Source organism: Pseudomonas sp. B21-048 (assembly GCF_024748615.1).
GTDB lineage: Bacteria > Pseudomonadota > Gammaproteobacteria > Pseudomonadales > Pseudomonadaceae > Aquipseudomonas.
In genome coordinates this window covers 336,479-362,008 of record NZ_CP087168.1, presented here as the reverse complement: position 1 = coordinate 362,008, position 25,530 = coordinate 336,479, and the positions used below count along the sequence as shown (strand labels likewise).

Sequence of the window (25,530 nt, the reverse complement as noted above, 5' to 3'; positions counted from 1 at the left end):
AGACTGTTCGCGAAAAGGCCATTACAGGCTAGGCAGCAACTTCGTCGTAACCAGCTCATTCAGGCAACGCGTCGCCAACAACTCGCTCGCTGCATTGATGTCTGGCGCAAAGAAACGGTCCTTCTCATAAAACGGCACTTCAGCCCGCAAAATCGCCCGAACCTTTTCCAGTTTGGACGAGGTTTTCAGACCTTCACGCAGATCGAGCCCCTGAGCTGCCGCCAGCCATTCCACCGCCAGAACCCCACGCGTGTTTTCCGCCATTTCCCACAGACGCTTGCCCGCTGCCGGAGCCATGGACACATGGTCCTCCTGGTTGGCGGAAGTCGGCAGACTGTCCACCGAGTGCGGATGAGACAACGCCTTGTTTTCGCTGGCCAGCGCCGCAGCAGTCACCTGGGCGATCATGAAGCCGGAGTTCACGCCGCCATTGGCCACCAGGAACGGCGGCAGTTGCGACATATGTTTGTCCATCATCAGCGAGATGCGGCGTTCGCTCAGGGAGCCGATTTCGGCGATAGCCAACGCCATGTTGTCGGCAGCCATGGCCACCGGCTCGGCGTGGAAGTTACCGCCGGAGATCACGTCGCCTTCAGCGGCGAACACCAGCGGGTTGTCGGAGACGGCGTTGGCTTCGATGGCGAGCACTTCGGCGGCCTGACGGAACTGGGTCAGGCAGGCGCCCATGACTTGCGGCTGGCAGCGCAGGGAGTACGGGTCCTGGACCTTTTCGCAGTTCTGGTGCGAGTCGGACACTTCGCTGCGCTCACCCAGCAGATCGCGGTAAGCAGCCGCAGCGTCGATCTGGCCTTTCTGGCCGCGAGCCGCATGAATGCGTGCATCGAACGGCGAGCGCGAGCCCAGCACCGCTTCGACGGTCAGGGCACCCAGCGCTACGGCACCGGCGAACAGATCTTCGCCTTCAAACAAGCCACGAAGAGCGTAAGCGGTGGAAACCTGGGTACCGTTGAGCAGCGCCAGACCTTCTTTGGCAGCCAGGGTCAGCGGAGTCAGACCAGCAACTTTCAGCGCTTCGGTGGCGGGTAGCCACTCGCCTTTGTAACGCGCCTTGCCTTCACCCAGCAGCACCAGCGACATGTGCGCCAATGGTGCCAAATCGCCGGAGGCGCCGACCGAACCTTTCAATGGAATGTGCGGATACACCTCGGCATTGATTAGCGCGATCAGTGCATCGATCACCACGCGGCGAATGCCGGAAAAACCACGGCTCAGGCTGTTGACCTTGAGCACCATGACCAGCCGCACCAAGGCGTCGCTGATCGGCTCGCCAACACCGGCGGCGTGGGACAGCACCAGCGAGCGCTGGAGGTTTTCCAGGTCTTCACTGGCGATGCGGGTCGAGGCCAGCAGGCCGAAACCGGTGTTGATGCCATAAGCGGTGCGGTTCTCGGCGAGGATCTGTTCCACACAGGCAACGCTGGCTTCGATTTGCGCCGAAGCACTTTCGTCGAGGGTGATGTTGACCGGTTGCTGATAAACATCACGCAGTTGGGCAAGGCTCAGCTGGCCGGGAATCAAATTAAGCGCAGTCACATCATTCTCCTTTTGAGAGTTTTTATTAACTAACCAGACGCTCCGGAAATTTCCGTTGTCCGTCGCTTCCCGACTTTTTGAGAGGGGCTGGCGCCTTGGCACGCTGGTGTTGTGGATTTCAGTTCAGGTTCGGTAAAGCCTTGTGCAACAAAATCGGGTCTTTCAAAACACTGGCAGCGGCGGCAATGTCCGGTGCCAGCCAGCGATCCTGGTCGTAGGCCGGAACCCGCTCACGCAGCAGACGCCACGCGGTATCAGTACCAGCGCCAAAGCGTTGCTCTTTGAGGAATTCAAACGCCTGGGATGCCAGCAAATATTCAATGGCGAGGATCTGCGTGCAGTTTTCCAACGCGCGATGCAGCTTCAGCGCCGCATTGGTGCCCATGCTCAAGTGGTCTTCCTGCAAGCCCGAAGTGACGAAGTTGTCGAGCACCGCCGGTTGCGCCAATTGACGGTTTTCCGCGCACAGGGACGCGGCAACGTACTGGACGATCATCATCCCGGAATTCACCCCGGGATTGGCCACCAGAAACGCCGGCAAACCGCTGACGTGCGGGTTGATCAAGCGGTCCAGGCGACGCTCGGCGATGGAGCCGATTTCGGCCATGGCAATCGCCAGCAAATCCGCCGCCAATGCCACTGACTGACCGTGCGGGTTGGCCTGGGACACCACCCGGAAGTTGTCCGGCGTGCCCAGCAGCATCGGGTTGTCGGTGACAGAGTTGAGTTCGGTTTCGATCTGCTTTTTCGCGTGCTCAAGTTGATCGCGAGCGGCGCCGTGGACTTGCGGGATCGAACGGATGCTCAACGCATCCTGAGTGCGAATACCCTTGCTGCTGGCAATCACTTCACTGCCCTTGAGCAATGCCCGCAGATTGATACCAACCTGCTGCATGCCCGGGTGAGGCTTGAGCGCGATGATCTCGGCGTCGAACGCGGCAATCTGGCCGCGCTGGGCTTCGAAGCTCATGGCACCGATCACATCGGCCCACTGCACCAGACGCGTCGCATCGGCAATGGCCAGACAGCTGAGACCAGTCATGCACGGCGTGCCGTTGACCAGGCACAAACCATCTTTGGCGCCGAGCTGAACCGGTTGCAAACCTTCCTCGCTCAACGCCTGCTGCGCGGAAACGATCTGCCCGCGATAGCTGACATTGCCGACGCCCAGCAGCGTGATTCCGATGTGGGCCATGTGGGTCAGATAGCCCACCGAGCCCTGGGACGGCACTTGTGGGGTGATGCCACGATTGAGCAGCGCCAGCAGCGCCTCGACCACCCGACGGTGAATGCCGGATTTACCATGGCTGTAATTGACGATGGCGGCGCACATGATTGCGCGGGTTTGCTCGTCGGCCAGCGGCGCACCGACGCCACAAGCATGGCTGAGCAAGGTGTTGCGCGACAGTTGGCTGAGTTGTTCGTCTTTGAGCGAGACGTTGCACAAGGCACCCAGACCGGTGTTGACGCCATAGGCACGCTCGCCGCTGGCGACAATGCGCTGGACGATCGCTTGGGCATTTTCGATCCGCGTCCAGATCTGGGGCGACAGCTCGAGCTGCGCGCCGTGACGAGCGACTGTGACCACATCCTGCCAGCGCAACGGGGCGTCGGCGATAACGATTTTTTCAGCCTGGGACATCTTCAACCTCTTGAACTTGATCGTTCCCACGCTCTGCGTGGGAATGCCGCCTGGGACGCTCCGCGTCCCGTTGTCAGCGCAAGGCTCAAGCCCTGCGCATGTGTGACGCGGAGCGTCACGAGATGCATTCCCACGCAGAGCGTGAGAACGATCGGTCTTTAAACCACCGCAGCACGCCGCTGTACAAACCGGTCCACATACTCATCCGCCGGTGAATGCAGGATCTCTCTTGGCGTACCCACCTGAATCAGGCGGCCATCCTTGAGAATCGCAATCCGGTTGCCAATGCGCACGGCCTCGTCGAGGTCGTGGGTGATGAAGACGATAGTCTTGTGCAGGGTCTTTTGCAGTTCCAGCAACTGGTCCTGCATCTCGGCACGAATCAACGGATCAAGGGCGCTGAACGCTTCGTCCATCAAGATGATGTCGGTGTCCGCCGCCAAGGCGCGAGCCAGGCCCACACGCTGGCGCATACCGCCGGAAAGCTGATGCGGGTATTTGTTTTCGTAGCCCTTGAGGCCCACGGTGTTGATCCAGTGCAGCGCGCGCTCGGCGCACATCTGCTTGCTCTCGCCACGCACTTTCAGGCCGTAGGCGACGTTATCCAGCACGGTCTTGTGCGGCAGCAGGCCGAAGCTCTGGAACACCATGCTGATCTTGTGTCGGCGAAATTCGCGCAGGGCTTCCATGTCGTATTGCAGGATGTCCACGCCGTCCACCAGGATCGCGCCGCTGGTCGGGTCGATCAGGCGGTTGAAGTGACGCACCAGCGTCGATTTGCCGGAACCCGACAGGCCCATGATCACGAAGATCTCGCCGGTGCCGATGCTCAGCGACAGGTCGTTCACGCCAACCACGCAGCCGGTTTCGGCCAGCACCTGGTCTTTGGTCTTGCCCTGGCCAATCATGCCCAGCGCATCCTTGGAGCGGCTGCCGAAAATCTTGAAGACGTTTTTGACTTCGATCTTGCTGATGGCTTCATTGCTTTTGCTAATGGCTTCGTTGCTCATTTGCTCACCTCATGCCGTGGCCGACCATACGCCTGAGTAATGCGGTCGATGACCACTGCCAGAATCACAATCGCCAGGCCGGCCTCAAGCCCCCGTCCGACGTTGAGGGTCTGAATCCCCACCAACACGTCTTCACCCAAGCCACGGGCACCGATCATCGAGGCGATGACCACCATCGACAGGGCCATCATGGTGGTCTGGTTGATCCCGGCCATGATGCTCGGCAGGGCCAGCGGCAGTTGCACGCCAAACAGTTGTTGCCAGCGATTGGCGCCGAAGGCGTTGATCGCTTCCATTACTTCACCGTCGACCTGACGAATACCCAGATCGGTCAGGCGGATCAGCGGCGGCGCGGCGTAGATCACCGTGGCGAAAATCGCCGGGACCTTGCCCAGGCCGAACAGCATCAGCACCGGAATCAGGTACACGAAACTCGGCATGGTCTGCATGATGTCCAGCAGCGGCATCAGCACCGAACGCAGGCGATTGCTGCGCGCCGAGAGGATGCCCAGCGGAATGCCGATCAACACCGAGATGACCGTCGCCACCATCATCAGCGCCAGGGTCTGCATCAGCTTGTCCCAGAGGCCGACCGCACCCACCAGGAACAGCAGACCGACGATGACCGACGTGGTCACGACTTTGCGGGTCGCGTGCCAGGCAACGCCCGCCACGATCGCCAGCATCAGCCACCAGGGCGCCGCACGCAGCAGCCCTTCGAGATTGACGATGGCCCACAGCAGGGTGTCGGAGATGCTGCGGAACACATCGCCGTAGTTGGTAACCAGCGTATCGACCCAACTATTGACCCAGTCGGCGATGGAAAAGGTAAAGCTTTCGGGAAACATAAGAGACTCTCAATCAAGGGGTTGCGATCAAGCATCCGACTGCCGTTGCCGACAGTCGGAGAAGCTCGACCTACAAGGCCGCGTCGATCTTTTTGGCTGCGTCTTCGCTCACCCATGCGTGCCAGACTTCAGGATGTTCCTTCAGGAAGATCTTCGCCAGTTTTGGCGACTCGATCCGCTCTTTGGCCATGCGTCCGAGGTTCTGATTCAGCAGGTCGATCGGCAGGTTGACCTTTTCCAGCACGGTAACCAGTTCCGGGGCTTGCTCGTGGAAAGTCTTGGACAGGCCGACCTTGATGGTCACGCGCTTGTCCACGCCTGGTTTCTCTTCGAGTTTGACCAGGTCGACTTGGCCCATCAGCGGGGTTGGCGACCAGTAGTAGAACAAGATCGGCTCGCCACGTTTGTAGCTCGACAGCACCGCGGCATCCAGTGCGGGACCGGTGCCCGGACGGAAGTTGGTGTAGGTGCTTTCCAGACCATAGCTTTTGAGCATTTCGCTGTTGTCCAGCTCACAGGTCCAGCCGGCCGGGCAGTTATAGAAACGGCCCTTGGATGGCTCTTCCTGATCCTTGAACACTGCAGCGTATTTACCCAGATCGGCAATCGCTTTCAGGTCCGGGGCTTTTGGCTCCAGCTTGCGCTTGGCATCACCTTCGATCACGTAACGCGGCACGTACCAGCCTTCGATTGCGCCAACGACCGGAGCGCCGACACCGACAACCTTGCCGGCCTTCTCGGCCTTGTTCCAGACTTCGCTACGACCGACCCACTCTTCGGCAAACACTTGAATGTCGTTGCTGCTCAGGGCGTTTTCCATGGTGATGGAGTTGCCTGGCAGGCTGTCGGTCTTGCAGTCGTAGCCTTTCTCCAAAACGATTTGCATCACGTCGGTCAGCAGCATGGCGCTTTCCCAGTTCAGGCCGGCGAATTTCACCGGTTTTCCCGATTCGCACCAGCCTGCTGCCTGAGTGGCGCCAGCACTGGCCAGCAGGCCCATGGACAGTAATGTGGTCAGCAGGGTCTTGTTCGATTTCATTGTGTGACGCTCCTAATCATGAGTTGGCTTACGGCAGTCAAGAGGCATCCAGCCCTGTCCACGTCCAATCAGGCCTGCTCTACGCGCGACCCGCCCCGCTTATTGTTGGGTCTGCAACATCGTGATCTCTGCAGGAGCTGCCGCGACAGCTCCTGCAGTGGTCTTTTCTCTTATTTGCCGGTAATCATCGGCAGGTTCAGGCCCTGCGCCTTGGCGCAGTCGATGGCGATCTGGTAACCCGCATCGGCGTGACGCATGACACCGGTGGCCGGGTCGTTGTGCAGCACGCGCGCGATACGCTCGGCCGCTTCGTCCGTACCGTCGCAGACAATCACCATGCCCGAGTGCTGGGAGAAGCCCATGCCGACGCCGCCGCCGTGGTGCAGGGAAACCCAGGTCGCGCCGCTCGCGGTGTTGAGCAGAGCGTTGAGCAGTGGCCAGTCGGACACGGCATCGGAACCGTCCTGCATCGATTCGGTTTCGCGGTTCGGGCTGGCAACCGAACCGGAGTCCAGATGATCGCGACCGATCACGATTGGCGCCGACAACTCACCGCTGCGGACCATCTCATTGAAGGCCAGACCGAGCTTGGCGCGCAGGCCCAGGCCAACCCAGCAGATACGTGCCGGCAGACCCTGGAAGCTGATGCGCTCGCGGGCCATGTCCAGCCAGTTGTGCAGGTGGGCGTCGTCCGGAATCAATTCTTTTACTTTGGCGTCGGTCTTGTAGATGTCCTGCGGATCGCCCGACAGCGCAGCCCAACGGAATGGGCCGATGCCGCGGCAGAACAGCGGACGGATGTAAGCCGGTACGAAGCCTGGGAAGTCGAACGCGTTCTCGACGCCTTCTTCCTGAGCCATCTGACGGATGTTGTTGCCGTAGTCGAAGGTCGGAATACCCATTTTCTGGAAGTCGAGCATCGCTTTAACGTGCACGGCCATCGATTGCTTGGCGGCTTTCACCACGGCAGCAGGCTCGGTCTTGGCGCGAGCGCGGTACTCTTCCCAGGTCCAGCCGGCCGGCAGGTAGCCGTTGAGCGGGTCGTGGGCGCTGGTCTGGTCGGTGACCATGTCCGGGCGCACGCCGCGCTTGACCAGTTCTGGAAGGATTTCGGCCGCGTTACCCAGCAGGGCGATGGAAATCGCTTTGCCTTCCTTGGTGTATTTGGCGATGCGGGCCAGCGCGTCGTCGAGGTCGGTGGCTTGCTCGTCGACATAACGGCTGTTCAGGCGGAAATCGATGCTGACCTGTTGGCATTCGATGTTCAGCGAGCAGGCGCCGGCCAGGGTTGCGGCCAATGGTTGCGCGCCGCCCATGCCGCCGAGGCCTGCGGTCAGGACCCAACGACCTTTCAGGTCATCGTTATAGTGTTGCCGACCGGCTTCGACGAAGGTTTCGTAGGTGCCCTGAACGATGCCTTGGCTGCCGATGTAGATCCAGCTGCCGGCGGTCATCTGGCCGTACATGGCCAGGCCTTTGGCGTCGAGCTCGTTGAAGTGTTCCCAGCTCGCCCAGTGTGGCACCAGGTTGGAGTTGGCGATCAGTACACGCGGGGCGTTGCTGTGGGTCTTGAACACGCCGACCGGCTTGCCGGATTGCACCAGCAGGGTCTCGTCGTCATTCAGGTTGGTCAGGCTTTCGACGATCTTGTCGTAGCATTCCCAGTTACGCGCCGCACGACCGATACCACCGTAAACCACCAGTTCTTTAGGGTTCTCGGCGACTTCCGGGTCGAGGTTGTTCATCAACATGCGCAGCGGCGCTTCAGTCAGCCAGCTTTTGGCGGTCAGCGTGTTACCGCGGGCAGCGCGGATTTCAACATTGCGGTGCTTTGTAAAAGGGGCAGTAGTAGGTTTCTGGGTATTGTCAGTCACGAAAAAGACTCCTCAGCGATCAATTCAAACCAGCCCTGGCAGTGGGCAAGCCAGCCTGTGCGCGTCAAAGCGCCACAAGCGAATCAGTGGACGCTGCGAGGAGCCTCGAATCGACTCATACGCATACGTCTTTACTTGTACATACAAGCATATGCAATCGAGCGGCCAACTTGTTGGATGAGCATTCAAGAAAAGTTTTGAAAGGGCTGGAAAGCCTGTAGATCAAGGGTTCTAACGAAGATGAAATTTTTCGGGGGAATTTTGTGCGAGGACGATGGATGTTACTTGAGCGTGGTTTTGCGCCACGCTGGGGCGTTCGGTAACAAAGTGGTGCGCATTGGGAAACGGCGTGGGCTACTGTTTTTGTGGCGAGGGAGCTTGCTCCCGCGGGGCTGCGAAGCAGACCCAAAAACCGGAGCAAGTGGTGTGTCAGAAGAACCGGGATACTGCATTGACGACTGCTGCGCCCGGGCGCGGATCGGCCGGCGGGAGCAAGCTCCCTCGCCACAGTTAGCCGCGTGCAATCAGCTCGATGACACAGCACTGACCCTTGATGGAGATATCCAGCAGCCCGGCGTTACCGTCCAGTTGCAGACAATCATGGCGCCCTAGCTGAGAGGCGTTGTTATCAACTGTCACTTCAAGTTGTTCAGACACGCTGAACACCAGCACGGTGCCGGCCGAACTGAAAAGCCGCTGCTCGCCTTCCAGCCACTGCAACCGAGCGCAGTAACGGTCCGGCGCATAAATCAGGTTGAAGTCGCGAATCGGCCCGCCGAGTAATGTGCAGGACACATGACTCTCGCCACTGAAAGCAAATGGGTCCAGTGGTAACAACGGCCGCGTGTCCTGACCGTCGACGCGCAAGGTCATGCCCTCGCCTTGCAGCACGGTAATCACCCGCTCATAGCCGGCAAAAATGGAAAACCCGCCCGACTCGCCGATGTCGGCAATCGACAGGCGCCAGCCGAAACCCTCAAGGCCTGCACCTCCATCACGGGTGATCTCTTCGGTGCTGCCGCCGCCGTTTTTCCACGGCATGCGCGGGTAATCGGCCGCGCGTAACACTTTCAACTGGCTCATTTATGGCTCTTTATTTATGGAACCGACCTTCCAGACGATGGCGGGAACCGGGGTGGATCAAACGGGCGGCAGTCACTGGCTGACGGCCGGACCAGGTGCGACGACGAATCAGCAGGCATGGCTCGCCCTTTTCAATCTGCAGCAATTTGCATTCGGACGGCTCGGCGAGAATCGCTTCGACCACGTGCTCGCCTTCAGTCAACGGTGCGACTTGATTTAGATAGGCGTAGGGCGTTTGCAGGGTGAAGTCTTGCTTGAGGTAGTCCGGCGCCACCAGCGCGTTGACGAAACGGTCTTCGATTTGCACCGGAATATCGTTTTCGAAATGCACGATCAGCGAGTGGAAAACCCTCTGGCCTTCGCGCATGTCCAGGGCCAGGGCCCGCTCGGAGCCGGCGGCCTCTTCTTCGAGGGTAATTACCTTGCAGGTGTGGCGATGGCCACGGGAGGCGATCTCGTCGGCGATGTTGTGTACTTCAAACAAGGCAGACTGACTTTTCGGCTCGGCGACGAACGTACCGACGCCTTGCATGCGCACCAGTAGGCCATCGGCGGTCATCTCGCGCAGTGCACGGTTGATGGTCATGCGGCTGAAACCCAGCTGGCTGACCAACTCGCTTTCCGACGGAACGCGGTAGTGCGGCGGCCAGTTTCCACTGTCGATCTGCTGGGTGATCATCTGTTTCACGCGGGCGTACAAGGGCGCCGGACTGTCGCCCAGATTGGCGCTCAGATTGGCATTCGGCGGCAATGTGGCAGAGGGAGTCGGCACGGTTAATCCTTGTTCATCTATGAGAGGTTGCTAGCTTGCCGGAGTTTACCGAGCAGGCAAACGTCTGTATATGTATATACAAATAACACACGATGGGGTGCTGAACCATGTCCGCCTTCTTTGCCGAACGCGCGCTGCTGCCTAGTGGATGGGCCAACAATGTACGTCTTGAGGTCAGCGCCGATGGCGTACTGACCCATATCCAGGCCGATTCTCACGCAAATGACGCCGAACGGCTGAGCGGTCCGCTGCTACCGGGGATGCCGAATTTACACTCCCACGCCTTCCAGCGGGCCATGGCCGGGTTGGCGGAAGTGGCGGGTAATCCGAACGACAGTTTCTGGACCTGGCGCGATTTGATGTACCGGCTCGTCGGAAAAATCAGCCCGGACCAACTCGGCGTCATCGCCCGTCAGCTGTACATCGAAATGCTCAAGGCCGGTTACACCTCGGTCGCGGAATTTCATTACGTACACCACGATACGAACGGCCAACCGTACGCAGACCCGGCCGAACTGGCGCTGCGCATCAGCCAGGCCGCCCGCTCCGCCGGTATCGGTTTGACCCTGCTGCCAGTGCTCTACAGCCACTCCGGTTTCGGCGGCCAGGCCCCGAACGAAGGTCAGCGCCGCTTTATCAACAGCACCGAAAATTACCTGAAACTTCAGTCGCGCTTGCAGCCTATCCTGGCGCAGCAACCGGCCCAGGCCCTGGGTTTGTGTTTCCACTCGTTGCGCGCGGTCACCCCACAGCAGATCAGTGAAGTGCTGGCGGCCAGCGACAAGCAGTGCCCGGTACACATTCACATCGCCGAACAGCAGAAGGAAGTCGATGACTGCCTGAGCTGGAGCGGCCGCCGTCCGCTGCAATGGCTGTACGAAAACACCGAAGTCGATCAGCGCTGGTGCCTGGTCCACGCGACTCACGCCAATCCGGAAGAAGTTACGCTCATGGCCAACAGCCGAGCGATCGCCGGCCTGTGCCTGACCACCGAAGCCAACCTCGGCGACGGGATTTTTCCGGCGGTGGACTTCATGGCGCAGGGCGGGCGCATGGGTATCGGTTCCGACAGCCATGTGTCATTAAGCGTGGTAGAAGAATTGCGCTGGCTGGAATACGGCCAGCGTCTGCGCGATCAGCGGCGTAATCGTTTGTATGGCGCGGATCAGCCGATGGTCGGCCGCACACTGTACGACGCAGCCCTAAATGGCGGCGCCCAGGCGCTGGGGCAGCCGATTGGCGCCCTGGAAGTCGGCAAGCGTGCGGATTGGTTGGTGCTCGATGGCAGCGATCCGTACCTGGCGACGGCCAGTGGCGACGGGATTCTCAATCGTTGGCTGTTTGCCGGTGGTGATCGTCAGGTGCGGGATGTGCTGGTCAACGGCCAGTGGATCGTGCGTGATGGGCGCCATGCTGGGGAAGAAGAAAGCAGCCGGGCGTTTACCCAGGTTCTGCGCGAACTGCTCGGTTAAGCGAAAAAGCAAAAGATCGCAGCCTTCGGCAGCTCCTAAATAGATCCGGTTGGTCGCAATAATGCGGATCAACCGGACTCTGGAGCTGCCGCAGGCTGCGATCTTTTTTTCGGCCGCGCCGCTAGTTCGAAGTCTTGGCCATCTTGGTATCCGACGTGCGCCAGATCAGCCGTGTCGTGTCATAACCCTGCTGACGCGCCTTGCTCAGCAGTTCTTCGCGCACTACACCATTGACCGTCGGGGTGCGTGACAGCAGCCAGAGATGACGGCGGCTCGGGTCGCCGACAATCGCGGTCTTGTAATCATCGCTGACGTACAAGACCCAGTATTCGCCCTTCGACACACCGGGTATCAGTCGCGAGAACCAGGTATCGAACTCGACCCATAGCTTGTCGGCCTTGCCGGGCACCTGCGGGGAAGCCGTGCCTTTGGCCTCCTCCCATTGCCAATCTGACGTCAGGCAGCGGTTCAGTACTGCCATGTCACCGTCAGGCTTGAGGCTGTAATGGGCTTCGGATTGCGCGCAGTTGCGCTGGAAATACATCGGCAGACGCGCCAATTCGTACCAGGTTCCCTGATAACGTTTGAGGTTGACGCTATTGACGGTCTTGGGCGCCAATGGATCTACGCCAGAAGTGGCGCAGCCGGCCAATACCAGGCCGGCAAAAAGAACGATCAGTAACCGCTTCATTATTTTTTCTCCCGTGGGCGCAAGCCCCGGTTTATTTCAAGCCTTGGCCGGAAAACATCAGCACTTTGTCACCGGCATACTGCACGCTGATAAAGCTGTTTTTGTCGCCCCAGGTGCAACTGGACATGCCGAGCGCGCCCGAGCAATCGGCCGGTTTACCCAGCAAGGTTTCAACCTCGGCCTTGGGCATGCCGGTCGACAGCTTCGAGTAATTTTCCTGATTGATCTTGCCGCATGCGGCCAACAACACGCAGAACGAGAGCAAGGCGATAGATCGCAGCGACATGGTGTAACTCCTGGGGCAGAAAGGAATGGCATGGCTGCCAAGCTGAAGCTTAGAAGAGAAAACCCCTGTCTGGTTCCCTGAGCATCCGCCTATTTGTTCGGCCGTCCGTCAGCCTTCCGGCGATAAATCAGCCACTTTTTCGCGCCATTGAGTATTTCGTCGGTTTTCACAGAAACCGCCTAATCTTTGGCGCCGGCCAGTCGACATAGAAGCAGTGCAAAGCCTTCCACTGCGGCAAATTGACGCCCATCGTTGATCAGCCCTTCGCGGTAGCTCATTTAATGACCAGAAACATGAAATTCAGCCACAAAATACTGTTGGCAGCCGCGCTCGTGGTGGCCGTTGCATTCGCCTGTTTCATCCTGTTCAACGATTATCGCCAGCGGCAGACTTTGCGCAGCAGTACCGAGTCTTCAATGCAGGAACTCGGCAGCCTGACCACCAGCAACATCCAGACCTGGCTGGAAAGCCGCATCCAGTTGCTGCAATCGCTGTCCCAGCAGATCGCCGTGGACGGCAGCGCCCCGGCCGACCTCAAGCGCGCCATCGACCTGCCGGCCTACACCAGCAACTTTCAGCTGAGCTACTTCGGCGGCACCGATGGCGTGATGTTCTCGGTCCCGGCCGGCAATCGCGCGGCGGACTACGACCCCCGCGCCCGTGGCTGGTACAAGGCGGCCAACAACGCGCAACAGACCATCGTCACCGAACCCTACATCGCGGCGTCGTCGGGCAAACTGGTAATCACCGTTGCCACGCCAGTGAAGCACCAGAATCAAATGATTGGCGTCGCTGGCGCAGACATTGATCTGTCTAGCATCAGCGCAATCATCAACTTGCTGAATTTCGGCGGTCATGGCCATGCCTTTATCATCAGCGCCGACGGCAAGATCCTGATCCACCCGGACAGCAAACTGGTGCTTAAAAACCTGGCCGACGCCTATCCGAACGGCGCGCCGAAAATCAGCCCGGGCCTGAAGGAAGTCGAACTGGACGGCAAAACCCGGTTCATGTCCTTCACTCACGTTAATGGTGTGCCATCGGCGGACTGGTACGTAGCGCTGGTGCTGGACCAAGACACCGCGTTCTCGATGCTCAGCGAATTTCGCACTTCGGCAATCATTGCCATGGTCATCGCCGTAGTGATCATCATCGCGCTGCTGGGCATGTTGATCCGCGTGCTGATGCAACCGCTGCTGACCATGGGCCGCGCCATGCATGACATCGCCGAGGGCGAAGGTGATCTGACCAAGCGTCTGACCATTCACGGCCAGGACGAATTTGGTGCGTTGGGCACCTCGTTCAACCGTTTTGTGGAACGTATTCATACCTCGATCCGCGAAGTGTCCTCGGCCACCGGGCAAGTCAATGAAGTCGCCTTGCGGGTCGTCGCAGCGTCTAACTCATCGATGTTCAACTCCGATCAGCAAGCCTCACGCACCAGCAGCGTGGCTGCAGCGATCAACGAACTCGGCGCCGCCGCTCAGGAAATCGCCCAGAACGCCGCCCTCGCCTCGCAACATTCGAGCGACGCCCGTGCCTTGGCCGAAGACGGTCAGCAAGTGGTGGATAAAACCATCGCGGCGATGCAGCAGCTGTCGGTGAAGATCAGCGACTCGTGCGGCAACATCGAAACACTGAACAGCAACACGGTGAACATCGGCCAGATTCTGGAAGTGATCACCAGCATCTCGCAGCAAACCAACCTGCTGGCGCTCAACGCAGCCATCGAAGCCGCCCGTGCCGGTGAAGCCGGCCGTGGTTTTGCCGTGGTCGCGGATGAGGTGCGCAACCTCGCCCACCGCACTCAAGATTCGGCGCAGCAAGTGCAGAAGATGATCGAAGAACTGCAAGTCGGCGCCCGGGAAGCGGTCAGCACCATGACCGACAGCCAGCGCCAGAGCGAAAGCAGCGTCGGCATCGCCAACCAGGCGGGCGAACGCCTGGTCAGCGTGACGCAGCGCATTGGTGAGATCGACGGGATGAACCAGTCGGTGGCCGCCGCGACCGAAGAGCAGACGGCGGTGGTCGAGTCGATCAACGTCGACATCACCGAAATCAACACGCTGAACCAGGAAGGTGTGGAGAACGTGCAGTCGACTTTGCGTGCGTGTGCTGATCTTGAGCAGCAGGCGGCGCGGTTGCAGCAGTTGGTTGGCAGTTTCAGGATCTAGTGTTTTCAACGGCCCCTTCGCGGTGCGGCGGTCCGACTTGCCCGCGAAGACGGCATCGGCTGCGACGAAAATCTAGAACCGAGACCCGACCCTACTGAAAACGTTGGTCGGTGCCAGCCTGACGCAGGACTGAATTAAGACTAAACTCAGTCCTATTCAATCTGACGAGGCTCATCCCATGAAGCTTTCATCTCAAATCAAGCCGATCAGTTACCTGAAAAGCCACACTGCGGAAATCGTTAAAACGCTCACCGAGAGCCGTGAGCCCTTGGTGATAACCCAAAACGGTGAAGCGAAGCTGGTGGTCATGGATGTGAAAAGCTTTGAAGAGCAAGAAGACACAATGGCTCTTTTAAAGCTCTTGGCAATGGGTAATCGGGAGATTGAAGAGGGCAAGTTTCGGGATGCCGAAGACGTCTTCGCAGAATTGGACAAGGACGACCATCAATGAGTTTAAAGGTCGTCATTCTTCAGTCCGCCGAAACAGACCTCAAAGAAATTCGTACCTATCTCACCAAACAATTTTCTACGCAGACATGGCAAAACACCTACGCCAATCTGAAAGCAGCCATCCGTCATTTGGGAAACCAGCCCTATGCCGGGTCAGTCCCGGAAGAGATTGAGAAGCTCAATCTCAGCCAATATCGACAAACTCTCTCGGGAATGAACCGGATCATTTATGAAGTGCGGGGACAAACGATCTACGTCCACATCATTGCCGATACGCGGAAAAACCTATCGACACTGCTGATGAAGCGACTGTTACAAGGGAATCCGTGAGTTCACAGCCCATCAGAACCGCGACCCCGGCCCATTCAAAAACTCCAGCTCCTCAGCCGTAGACTCGCGCCCCAACACCGCATTGCGATGGGGAAACCGTCCAAACCGCGCAATGATCTTCTGATGCCGCTCGGCATAATCCAGGTTATCGGCAAATACCGCCCGATCCGCCTCTGGCTGCTGTTCAACCAGATCTAGAAACCGCGAAACCGCTTCGTTTTGCACCGCCAGATTCTCGCTGTGCTCGAATACCAGATAGATAAACACCCGCTGGATCGGTCGCAGTTGCCGATCGAAATCCGCGGCTATGCCTTGCGCTACCAGTGCCTGAGCCTTGAGGTCGCCTGAAAAGGATTTGGGGGTGTCGCGAAAGATCATTCGTGGCAGCTGATCGAGCAGCAGCACCAGGGCCAGCCAACCTTCAGGGCATTGCACCCATTCGGTCAATCCGCCGGCCAGTGCTTGCTCGACCAGATCCGCGAAACGCATCCGCGCTTCGAGGTCCTGGCTGTCGCGCTTGCCGAACCATAACTTGCTCTTGTCAGCCGCTATTTCGTTGGGTGATTCGAAAGATCCGAACCACCACTCGAGCAACGGCTGCCAGGGCGCGGTCATGGCTTATTCCTTGTGGTAAGCCGTGACGCGGGCAACTTCTTCTTTCGAACCGAGGAACACCGCAACACGCTGGTGCAGGCCTTCCGGCTGGATGTCGAGGATGCGCTGGTGGCCGTCGGTAGACGCGCCGCCCGCCTGTTCCACCAGGAACGACATCGGGTTGGCTTCGTACATCAGGCGCAATTTGCCCGGTTTCGATGGCTCGCGGCTGTCGCGTGGGTACATGAACAGACCACCACGGTTCAGGATGCGGTGCACGTCGGCGACCATTGCGGCAACCCAACGCATGTTGTAGTTCTTTTTCAGCGGGCCTTCATCACCTGCCAGCAATTCGCCGACGTAGCGCTGTACCGGTGCTTCCCAGTGACGCTGGTTGGACGCGTTGATGGCAAATTCCTGGGTGGTTTCAGGAATGGTGATGTTTTCGTGGGTCAGTACGAAACTGCCCATTTCACGGTCCAGGGTGAAGCCTTTCACGCCATCGCCCAAGGTCAGGATCAGCATGGTCTGCGGACCGTAGATCGCGTAGCCGGCGGCCACTTGCTGGGTACCTGGCTGCAGGAAGGCCTTTTCATTCAAGGGCTCGTTCTGAGTCAGGTATTCGTTCGGGCAACGCAGTACCGAGAAGATGGTGCCGACCGGCGCGTTGATGTCGATGTTCGACGAACCGTCCAGCGGGTCGAATACCAGCAGGTACGCGCCTTTCGGGTATTTGCCCGGGATCTGGTAGGCATTGTCCATTTCCTCGGACGCCATGCCGGCCAGGTGACCGCCCCATTCGTTGGCTTCGAGCAAGATCTCGTTGGAGATCACATCGAGCTTCTTCTGCACTTCGCCCTGGACGTTTTCAGTGCCCATGCTGCCCAGAACGCCACCCAGGGCGCCTTTGGACACGGCGTGGTTGATCTCCTTGCAGGCACGCGCCACCACTTCTATCAGGAAACGCAGATCGGCAGGAGTGTTGTTGCTGCGGGTCTGCTCAATCAAATAGCGACTCAAGGTAACGCGGGACATGGAAGACTCCGGAATGGGGGGCTAAAAACCCGCGCAGTTTAACGCGAGTCGGGGCGCATTTCCTCCTATCAGACGTGATGCGCCCAATAGAGTTCATGCGCGGGGTTGAGCGTAGTTCGAAATGGGGCCGCAATTGGCGGCAGTTTAAATATTTTTGATGGCCGCAAGGACGCCTTCGCGGCCAAGCCTCGCTCTTGTAGGGGCGAGCGGGCGGCGATCCGACTTGCCCGCGATCTGGCGCGAAGCGCCAGCCTAGGATTTGACGGGTGGTTTGCGCAGCAAGCTGAACGCCATGCCCCCCAGAACCAGCACACTGAGCAACAGCACCGCCCACAACCCGAACTTCTTCCAGTTCGTGTCCGCCACTGTTGGCAGGGTTGCCGCCGGAGTCACCACGACCCCACCCTCCACGGTCGCCTTGCCCAACGCCGCCAGCTTCGCGGCGCTGTAATCCGGTATCAGCGTCGACAACGGCAGGTTCGCCGCCTTCACCGTCGCACTCCCCAGCGCCAGCGTATAAGGCCCGGCCCCGCGCGCCAGAAACACCAGTTGCGTGGACCGCACGGCAAACCGCACGGTCGGCGTTTCGGCGCCCAGACCTCCGCCGCGCTCATCCACAGTCAGCTTCAATTGCTGCACGGTCTGGCCCGGCAACTGCAATTCGTTCTGCACCACGTCCTGGCCATTCTGCGTCAGACGATAAAGCAAACCGCTGGTCATCGGTTGCCACGGCAGACTAGTCTCCCGGCGCCCCGACAACGTCACCGGGGCCAGGCTGTTGGGCTGACTCAGTTCGATTTGCAAACGCTGAACGTTCAACCCCATCGGCAATTGCCAAATGTACTCACCGGCCTTCACGCTGGTGCCAGCCAACGGTTGCGACCAGACTAGCGGCAGCGGCAAGGTGCGAGGGTTAGTGCTTTCCAGTTGCGCCGACGTCAGCACGGGCGCCGATTGAGGTGAACTCCACAGCAAGCGCAAATAGCGCGCCGATTGCCCCGGCAGGCCAACCTCATGTTGCTCGACCCGTTCGTCGGCAAACGTCAGACGCGCCACCTGCCCTTCGCCCCAAGACTGCCAATGCTGCAAATCGTCACTGGCTTCGATGCTGAAACGCTGGAAACCGTCGCGATCGCTGGTCCAGTCGAGGATCAATTGCTGCAACGGCGCCTTGATGCGGCTGGCGTCGAGTAACCAACCGCGCAGCTCTTCTTCGCCCGCCTCCAACTGGCTGGACGGCTGCACTTCGATCAACGTGCCGTTGGTGTTCGATTGCACGCGCACACTCGGCGCGCGTTCGGTGGCATCCGCCGAGTTGTACAACGGGAACCACTTCACGTCGTTCAGCGTGCGGTTTTCGCGGGTCTGCGCGGGCTCTCGGGCCAGAGCATAAGCCTGAGGCTCACCGGCGGCGTTGAACACGCGCAGATCGCTGAGATCGGTTTGCCGCGCCTTCAGTTGCACGCCCAAGGGCAATTCCAGGCGATACCACGGGCCCTCGCCACTCACGGACAACGGCACCTGAGCGGCAAAGTCCGCCGGTTTTTCCTGCGCGCCGGCCGACAGCGTCACCCCCAGCAACACAGCCCCCCACAAGCCCAGGTTCAGCTTCTGACTCAAGACGACACTCCTTCGGTTTCAGGGGCCGGTTTTTCGACATCCGGCACAGCCTCGGCACGCTTGGGCGGCAACGGGGCGAAATAGCCCACCACCAACAGCAACACGCCAACGCCTATAAACGACACGATCCGCGCGAGCCCGCCGCGGTTACTCAATTCAACGAAGAACAGCTTGGCGACCACCAGCGCGATCAGCGCCGCGCCGATCAGCCAGACTTCGCGGCGATGACGCAGATGCCCACCGATCATCAGACTCAGGGCCATCAGGGTCCAGACGATGGACAGGCCGGCCTGCACCAGCATCGATTCAAGCAGCAGATCCAGCGCGAACGGCACGCCGCCCCAGTGGTGAGCCGTGCGCATCACCAGCGCGGTGAAAAAGACGAACAGCGAAACACCGGCAATTACTTGCGTGGCGTTATCGGCGTACTCCTTGCGAATCGCCAGTTGCGTCACGGCGGTCCGAGACCAGACGTAAACGCCGAACAGGGCAAACAACAGACCCAACTCCAGCGGGTTAATCAGCGGCACATACGGCAGTGGCTCGGCGGTGCCGTCACTGGCGATGTTTGCCAGCCAGAACCAGCCGAGCATCAACAACGCCAACGGCGCAGCGGCATAGACCCGGTACTCGCGGGGATACTCCGACACCGGCCATGGCCACGCACGCGGCGCGGCCATCAGCACCAGATACAGACTCGGCAGAATCGCCCAGCCCAACCAGCGCCAGGCGTTGTACTGCTCCGACAACAGCAGCAAGCCGTAACGCAGCTCCAGGGCCAGCACGCCGATCAACAGCCAGCAGCCGAGCACATGGGCGGTGCTCAGGGCTCTTGCAGGCAGCGTCGGCGCCAGGCGCCGCAGGGAGATGAAATGCACGACAAACACCGCGACCCAAACCAACCAGCCGAAGTTGGCGGCCGGGTGATAACGCGAATACCAGGCCGCGAGCAGCACCAGACCGGCGGCTGGAATTAGCAAGGTGCAAAGCAAGCCCAGCGACGACCATGTCTGGCGCAGCGCCAACAGCGTCCACAGCGCGACACTCACGGCGGCGACGGCCAGCAACAAAGTGGCTTGCAGATTCAACGGCGCAAAGCGCAGCACTTCGCTGACCCACGCCAGCGCCCACCAACCCGCGCCCCACACCAGCAACACTTCGGACAAGCGTTGCAGACTCAGCCCATCGAAGGCCGAAGCATGATTGCCAAGCTGCAGACGCCAGGCCCCGACGAATGCGGCCAGCCCCAGCACCAGCGGCGTCCAGAAACCGCTATGCGCCAGCGGTCGCAACCCTTCGCTGAACAGCGGGCCGAGCAGGTCCGGCCCGGCGAACAGGAACGCAGCACCGCCGATCACCTGCAACAGCAGACCAAAGACAAAACTCACGCGCTGCTTCAGGTACAGGCTCAACCAGATGATGAACAAACCACTGGCTGCCCACACCGCACTCGCGGTTTGCCATGGCAACACAAACAGCACGGCGAGGTTGATCAGCACCAGACCGGCCAGCAACACCACTGACAAGCCGCGCAGCAAACGCACGTCATTGCGCACCATGTCGTCGCGGGCCGCCAGCAACATCCCGGCGATCAACGCCAGCCCGATCAGGGACGCGCTGAGTAAACCGCTCCAACCGGCGCTGAACACCGCAGCCGACTCACCACCCGCCCCTTGCAGCCGCAACAGGAACAACGCTCCGCCGAGCAGTTGCACGGCGAACGCGGTGAACAGGAACGTTCGCGATTGCAGGCGCAGGCCGACGAACAACGTCGCCAACCCTGCCAGCGCCCAACTGATCGCCGTGCCGTGAGTGAGGAAAAACAGCGGCGCCAGCAGATAGATATAGGTCAGGCCCAGGCAAGCCAACACCGGCAATCCTTTGCGCTCCCACTGCGACGCCTGTTCGGGCAATGCTTTGCGCAATTGGTAGAAGCTGAACAGCAGCGCCATGCCGAGCATCAACGCCCCCAACGGGGCGCCATCGAGCAGGCTGTTCTCGCCGCTACGCAATTCACTGAGGAAGGCCAGTGCCGAGCCCAGTTGCAGCAGCAAGGCAAAGGCTCGCGCCAGCGGTCGTTGTTGGCGCAGGCCGAGCCAGAAAATCCCCGCGCCTTCCACCGCCCAAGCCGCCGCGGTCCAACGTGCATCGAGCCCCAAGGGGATCGCCAGGCTGGCAAAGATCACCCCCAGCGCCAGACAGGTTTCCGCCAACAACAGCGCTCGTCCACCCATCAGCAACCGGGCCAGCCCCATGTAAATCATGCCCAGCGCCAAGGCGCTGAAAGCAGCGGCAAATTCCAGGTGCTCCACCAACGCAAACTGCAAACCGAAGCCCACCAGCGGTGGCGCGAACAGCATGGTGCCGTCAACGTAATCGCCCTTGCGCACCGACCAGTGCAGCAGTGCATCGCGGCTGTCGTCCTCGGGCGCATCGCTCATTTCCAGCAGCTTGCGCCGAGCAAACAACAACCCGATGGCCAGGTACATCAGGAAAAACAGAATCAGAAACGGCTCGGTGCTCCACAGCAACTCTGGTGTATAGGAACGCAGGCCCCAGGCCAATCCGATGCCGAAGGTGCCGACAAAACCGATCAGGTTGAGCAACCGCCAGGCCTTGAACCACGCGATGGCGAGGATGCCGGCATTGAGCAAGGCGAAGTAGCTGAACAACGCGACATGGTTGCCAGCGCCGGTGGAAGTCAGGATCGGTGCGGCGAAACCGCCCAAGGCGGCTGCGGCGGCCAAGCCTAAGGCGTTTTGGGTAATGGCGAGAATTGCCGAGAACACTGTTACCACCACCAGCAGCCCCAGTGCAGCCGTGGGGTCGAGCAATGGATGCAGACGCATCGCGGCAAATACAGTCAGGTACAACACCGCGATCCCGGTGCCTTGCAGCATCAGCGCGTAATTGCTGTTGCGCAGGCGCAACCACCAGCCCAGCGCGAGCAAGCCCAAGGCCGCCGCCGCGACACCGGCGTAACGCAACTCGACCGGTACCACCATGCCTTCGGTGGCGTAGCGCAATAAGAAGGCCAGGCCGAGAAACAACAGCAGCACGCCGACCCGCAGCACGGTATTGCCGCCGAACAGCCAGTTGCGTGCGCCGCTGATGGCGCGTTCGATGAAGTTCGGGCCGCGAGGTGCTGCCGGTTGCTGTGGTTCGCGGGTGACGGGCTCGGGTTTCCACAGATCATCGGGCTGCGGACGACTGGTTTCGGTGGCGGCTGCTGCGATCGGTTCGAGTTCGGGCGGCAGTTCCCAGACCAATTCCGCGGTGGCGACAGGGGCTTGCTCGACAATGATTTCAGGAGATGGAACGGGTTCGCTGGCCACAGATTCACTGGCTTCAGGCGTTTTGACGCCCGACACTTCCAGCAATGTCAATCGCTGCTCGACCGCATTCAGCGCAACCTGCGCCTGATCCAGCAAGCGTCGCTGCTCGGCGGTTTGAGTCGTCAAGCGGCCGATGCGAATGGCCTGGCCGATACCCTGCCCGAGCAAAGCGCCCAACAGCGCACCGCTGAACGACTCGTCAAGCATCCAGCCGAGCAGCAGCCCAATCAGCATGAACATCCATTGCATGGTCGATATCCCTAAGCGGCCCATTGCCTTGTGGCGTTTGCACTGACGTCATCGCGGGCAAGCCACGCTCCTACAGCGATCAATGTCCTTTTGTAGGAGCGAGGCTTGCCCGCGAAGACGTTCGCGCAGCGGTCACTGAAACATCCGGCAAAACTGGTGCTTAGTATATCGGTCCGGCTCAACAACCGTCGGGCCGGACTCGCAATTATTGCTAAAAGTTACTCCAACGCTTTCCAAATATCCGTGGCGTACTCGCGAATGGTCCGGTCGGACGAGAACCAACCCATCCGTGCGCTGCTCAATACCGCCGAGCGCCACCATTCTTTCGAGTCGTGCCAGTGAGCCTCGACGCGCATCTGAGCGTTCCAGTAGGAATCGAAATCGGCGCAGACCAGGAAGCGGTCGTAGTCCACCAGCGAATCGATCAAGTTGGTGTAACGGGACGGATCATCCGGTGAGAACACACCGCTGCGAATCGCTTGCAGCACGTCATTGAGTCGATGGGAGGCGGCAATGTCCGGCGCCGCGTTGAATTCATGGTTGAGCTTGCGCGCCTCCACTTGCTCGGCGCTGAGGCCGAAGATGAACATGTGTTCGGCGCCGATGCGTTCGCACATCTCCACGTTGGCCCCGTCCAGGGTGCCGATGGTCAGCGCGCCATTGAGGCCGAATTTCATATTGCTGGTGCCCGAGGCTTCGAAGCCGGCGGTGGAAATCTGCTCCGACAAATCCGCCGCCGGAATGATGCTTTCAGCCAAGCTCACGTTGTAGTTGGGCAAGAACACCACTTTGAGCAAACCACGCACGGTCGGGTCGTTATTGACCACGCGGGCGATGTCGTTGGTCAGCTTGATGATCAGCTTGGCCTGGTGATAACTGGCCGCCGCCTTGCCGGCGAATATTTTCACCCGCGGCACCCAGTCGATTTCCGGTTCGGCACGAATCGCCTGATACAGCGCAACGGTGTGCAGCAGGTTGAGCAACTGACGTTTGTATTCGTGGATCCGCTTGACCTGCACATCGAACATCGCCGCCGGGTTGATCGCGACCCCCAGCCGTTCATGAATCAGGTACGCCAGGGCTTTCTTGCTGTGCAGCCGCTGTTCGGCGAACTGTTTGCGAAATTCAGCCTTCTCGGCAAACGGTTCCAGCCCTATCAGGCGCTCTTCGGGGTTATCCAGCAGATCCGGGCCGAGGGCGTCGACCATCATCGAGGTCAGCTCGGGGTTGGCCTGATAGAGCCAGCGGCGGAAGGTGATGCCGTTGGTCTTGTTGTTGATCCGCTCCGGATAGAGTTTATGCAACTCGGAAAACACTGTGCTGCGCATCAGCTGTGTGTGCAGGCCGGACACGCCGTTAACGCTGTGAGAACCAAGGAACGCCAGGTTGCCCATGCGCACGCGACGACCGTTGTCCTCCTCGATCAGCGACACCGCACGCAACACGTCGAAATCGTGAACGCCCTTGGCGCGCAATGAGTCGATGTGCTGGGCGTTGATCAAATAAATGATCTGCATGTGCCGTGGCAGCATCCGCTCCATCAAACCGACCGGCCAGGTTTCCAGCGCTTCCGGCAACAGCGTGTGGTTGGTGTACGACAGCGTGTCGACGGTGACCTGCCACGCCGCATCCCACGCCACGTCATAAACATCGACCAACTGACGCATCAACTCGGCCACGGCAATCGAGGGGTGAGTGTCGTTGAGTTGAATGGCCGCGTGATCGCCCAGGGTCAGCACCGAGGTGTGCATGTTGCGATGGCGGCGCAGCAAATCCTGCAGGGACGCGGCGACGAAGAAGTATTCCTGACGCAGGCGCAGTTCCTGGCCGGCCTCGGTGCTGTCTGCCGGGTAGAGCACGCGGGAGATACTTTCGGCCCGGGCCACTTCGGCGACCGCGCCCAAGTGGTCGCCAGCGTTGAAGCGCTCCAGGTGCAAATCTTCCATGGCCCGGGCACGCCACAGCCGCAGCGTGTTGACACTCGCGCCGTGCCAACCGACCACCGGCGTGTCATAAGCAATGGCCCGCACGGTTTCCGCCGGGGACCAGACTTGCCGGGACTTGCCGTTTTCATCGGTCACGGTTTCGACACTGCCGCCGAAGCCGATCGGATAGGCGACCTCCGGCCGTTCGAACTCCCACGGATTGCCGAAATCCAGCCAGTGTTCGGTCTGTTCCTGTTGCCAGCCGTCGACGATGGCCTGACGGAACAAACCGTGTTCGTAACGAATGCCGTAACCATGGCCGGCGATGCCCAGGGTCGACATGCTTTCCATGAAGCACGCCGCCAGACGCCCGAGGCCTCCGTTGCCCAGTGCCGCATCGGGCTCCAGCAGACGAATGCGTTCGATGTCGACGCCAAGCTCGGTCATGGCTTCGCGGGCCACATCGAGCAGGCCGAGGTTGCTCAGGCTGTCGTAAAGCAAGCGGCCGATCAGGAATTCAAGGGAGAGGTAATAGACCCGCTTCTGACCTTTACGGTAGATCTGCCGGGTGTGGTCCATCCAGTGCTCGACCATGTGATCGCGCGCCGCCAGGGCGATGGCTTCGAACCAGTCGTGGTCGAAGGCGTGATCCGGGTCTTTGCCCACCGCGTAGGTAAGCTTGGTCAAGACGGCGTCGCGGAATGCGGCCACCTCTGCTTCGCGAACAAGTGGTTCTTGAGTCATCGATAAGACCTCGAGCGAGCGTGAAGTTGTCTGAGCCTAGTCGGTCTGACAGACCATTGAAGCTCTGGTTCGGCCGTTTTTCCTGTTAGTGCGGGATAGATCGGCATCAGGTTATCGCGTGCCTGAAACAATGCAGGGGTCGTGCCGACACAAGGACTATTTTGCGCCAAGCAAAAAAATCTGGCGAAAGGTTGTTCAAAAATCCACCAGTCCCGGTATCATCGCGCGCCCTGATGCACACGCTGGTAACAACCGATGATGAAGCCCAACCTGATCGCCGCCGCGGAGATCGATCGCCTCGATACCTGGGCCAAGTATTCTGCCCCAATGTGCGGCGCCTGCGTGTCCAGCTGCTGCACCTTGCCAGTCGAGGTCAAGATCAAGGATCTGATCCGTATCGGCATCGTCGATGAGTTCGAACGTGGCGATCCGCCGAAGAACATCGCCAAGCGTTTGCAAAAGGAAGGGATCGTCGAGCGCTATAACCAGAAGTCCGAGATCTTCACCCTTCAGCGCATGAGCAACAACGATTGCCTGTACCTGGATCGTAAGAGCCGTCTGTGCACTATTTATGATAAGCGCCCGGACACCTGCCGCAACCACCCGAAGATCGGACCGCGACCGGGGTATTGCGCGTATAAGCCTAAAGAAGTGGTGCGCGAGAGCAGCAATAGCCGCCGCACCCTCGAGAAGTTTTAACCCTACCATGATCATTCCCACGCTCCCGCGTGGGAATGCAGCCCGGGATGCTCCGCGTCCCAAAGCGGACGCTCCGCGTCCATTGAGGCGTTCCCACGCAGAGC

The 25,530-nt window shown here is 59.9% G+C and carries 20 protein-coding genes and 1 pseudogene; 6 read left to right on the top strand and 15 right to left on the bottom strand.

What is annotated here, in order from left to right:
* Positions 1 to 21: 21 nt before the first annotated feature.
* From hutH (LOY56_RS01695) to hutC, 8 genes are all read right to left on the bottom strand, one after another.
* A complete protein-coding gene (hutH, locus tag LOY56_RS01695; RefSeq protein ID WP_258619183.1) occupies positions 22 to 1,554 on the bottom strand; it encodes a histidine ammonia-lyase in 1,533 nt (510 codons plus the stop codon).
* Positions 1,555 to 1,672: 118 nt separating this feature from the next.
* Positions 1,673 to 3,196, bottom strand: a complete 1,524-nt coding sequence (gene hutH / locus LOY56_RS01690; protein WP_258619182.1) for a histidine ammonia-lyase — start codon at positions 3,194 to 3,196, stop codon at positions 1,673 to 1,675.
* Between the two features lie 158 nt (positions 3,197 to 3,354).
* A complete protein-coding gene (locus LOY56_RS01685; protein ID WP_258619181.1) occupies positions 3,355 to 4,206 on the bottom strand; it encodes a glycine betaine/L-proline ABC transporter ATP-binding protein in 852 nt (283 codons plus the stop codon).
* On the bottom strand, positions 4,203 to 5,054 hold the full coding sequence (locus LOY56_RS01680) for a proline/glycine betaine ABC transporter permease (RefSeq protein WP_007907826.1): 852 nt from the start codon (positions 5,052 to 5,054) through the stop codon (positions 4,203 to 4,205). The genes LOY56_RS01685 and LOY56_RS01680 overlap by 4 nt, the downstream gene beginning before the upstream one ends.
* Before the next feature lie 70 nt (positions 5,055 to 5,124).
* A complete protein-coding gene (locus tag LOY56_RS01675; protein ID WP_258619179.1) occupies positions 5,125 to 6,093 on the bottom strand; it encodes an ABC transporter substrate-binding protein in 969 nt (322 codons plus the stop codon).
* Positions 6,094 to 6,263: 170 nt separating this feature from the next.
* Positions 6,264 to 7,967: a urocanate hydratase gene (gene hutU / locus LOY56_RS01670; RefSeq protein WP_258619176.1), complete on the bottom strand. Its 1,704-nt coding sequence runs from the start codon at positions 7,965 to 7,967 to the stop codon at positions 6,264 to 6,266.
* A 510-nt stretch (positions 7,968 to 8,477) separates the two neighbouring features.
* A complete protein-coding gene (locus tag LOY56_RS01665) occupies positions 8,478 to 9,050 on the bottom strand; it encodes a HutD family protein (RefSeq protein WP_258619173.1) in 573 nt (190 codons plus the stop codon).
* Between the two features lie 10 nt (positions 9,051 to 9,060).
* Positions 9,061 to 9,729: a histidine utilization repressor gene (gene hutC, locus LOY56_RS01660; protein ID WP_201061667.1), complete on the bottom strand. Its 669-nt coding sequence runs from the start codon at positions 9,727 to 9,729 to the stop codon at positions 9,061 to 9,063.
* A 200-nt stretch (positions 9,730 to 9,929) separates the two neighbouring features.
* Here hutC and LOY56_RS01655 point away from each other — a divergent pair, with 200 nt between their 5' ends.
* Entirely contained in the window at positions 9,930 to 11,294 is a 1,365-nt protein-coding gene (locus tag LOY56_RS01655) for a formimidoylglutamate deiminase (protein WP_258619171.1), read from the top strand.
* Between the two features lie 121 nt (positions 11,295 to 11,415).
* Here LOY56_RS01655 and LOY56_RS01650 read toward each other — a convergent pair whose 3' ends face one another.
* Complete coding sequence (locus LOY56_RS01650) at positions 11,416 to 11,985, bottom strand: lipocalin family protein (RefSeq protein ID WP_258619169.1); 570 nt, start codon at positions 11,983 to 11,985, stop codon at positions 11,416 to 11,418.
* 31 nt (positions 11,986 to 12,016) lie between these two features.
* Complete coding sequence (locus tag LOY56_RS01645; protein ID WP_008068804.1) at positions 12,017 to 12,271, bottom strand: hypothetical protein; 255 nt, start codon at positions 12,269 to 12,271, stop codon at positions 12,017 to 12,019.
* A gap of 281 nt (positions 12,272 to 12,552) precedes the next feature.
* Between LOY56_RS01645 and LOY56_RS26890 the strand changes: the two are divergent.
* The 4 genes and pseudogenes from LOY56_RS26890 to LOY56_RS01630 all read left to right on the top strand — a co-directional run.
* A pseudogene (locus LOY56_RS26890) lies at positions 12,553 to 13,587 on the top strand (cache domain-containing protein); the annotation flags it as partial.
* A gap of 93 nt (positions 13,588 to 13,680) precedes the next feature.
* Positions 13,681 to 14,445 carry a methyl-accepting chemotaxis protein gene (locus tag LOY56_RS26885; protein WP_408980366.1) on the top strand — a complete coding sequence of 255 codons (765 nt, stop codon included), beginning with the start codon at positions 13,681 to 13,683 and terminating at the stop codon, positions 14,443 to 14,445.
* A 178-nt stretch (positions 14,446 to 14,623) separates the two neighbouring features.
* A complete protein-coding gene (locus LOY56_RS01635; protein ID WP_258619167.1) occupies positions 14,624 to 14,896 on the top strand; it encodes a type II toxin-antitoxin system Phd/YefM family antitoxin in 273 nt (90 codons plus the stop codon).
* Positions 14,893 to 15,225, top strand: coding sequence for a type II toxin-antitoxin system RelE/ParE family toxin (locus LOY56_RS01630; protein ID WP_258619166.1), 333 nt, complete (start codon positions 14,893 to 14,895; stop codon positions 15,223 to 15,225). The genes LOY56_RS01635 and LOY56_RS01630 overlap by 4 nt, the downstream gene beginning before the upstream one ends.
* Positions 15,226 to 15,237: 12 nt before the next feature.
* Here LOY56_RS01630 and LOY56_RS01625 read toward each other — a convergent pair whose 3' ends face one another.
* From LOY56_RS01625 to LOY56_RS01605, 5 genes are all read right to left on the bottom strand, one after another.
* On the bottom strand, positions 15,238 to 15,840 hold the full coding sequence (locus tag LOY56_RS01625) for a DUF924 family protein (protein WP_258619163.1): 603 nt from the start codon (positions 15,838 to 15,840) through the stop codon (positions 15,238 to 15,240).
* Between the two features lie 3 nt (positions 15,841 to 15,843).
* Positions 15,844 to 16,854 carry a class 1 fructose-bisphosphatase gene (locus tag LOY56_RS01620; protein WP_038978569.1) on the bottom strand — a complete coding sequence of 337 codons (1,011 nt, stop codon included), beginning with the start codon at positions 16,852 to 16,854 and terminating at the stop codon, positions 15,844 to 15,846.
* A 252-nt stretch (positions 16,855 to 17,106) separates the two neighbouring features.
* Positions 17,107 to 18,474 (bottom strand): DUF3999 domain-containing protein, encoded by a 1,368-nt coding sequence (locus tag LOY56_RS01615; RefSeq protein ID WP_258619160.1) that lies wholly within the window; start codon positions 18,472 to 18,474, stop codon positions 17,107 to 17,109.
* Complete coding sequence (locus LOY56_RS01610; RefSeq protein WP_258619159.1) at positions 18,471 to 22,058, bottom strand: DUF2339 domain-containing protein; 3,588 nt, start codon at positions 22,056 to 22,058, stop codon at positions 18,471 to 18,473. The genes LOY56_RS01615 and LOY56_RS01610 overlap by 4 nt, the downstream gene beginning before the upstream one ends.
* A gap of 218 nt (positions 22,059 to 22,276) precedes the next feature.
* Positions 22,277 to 24,727: a glycogen/starch/alpha-glucan phosphorylase gene (locus LOY56_RS01605; protein ID WP_258619158.1), complete on the bottom strand. Its 2,451-nt coding sequence runs from the start codon at positions 24,725 to 24,727 to the stop codon at positions 22,277 to 22,279.
* A 258-nt stretch (positions 24,728 to 24,985) separates the two neighbouring features.
* On the opposite strand from LOY56_RS01605, the gene LOY56_RS01600 reads away from it, so the two are divergent.
* Positions 24,986 to 25,426, top strand: a complete 441-nt coding sequence (locus LOY56_RS01600; protein ID WP_258622555.1) for a YkgJ family cysteine cluster protein — start codon at positions 24,986 to 24,988, stop codon at positions 25,424 to 25,426.
* Positions 25,427 to 25,530 lie beyond the last annotated feature (104 nt).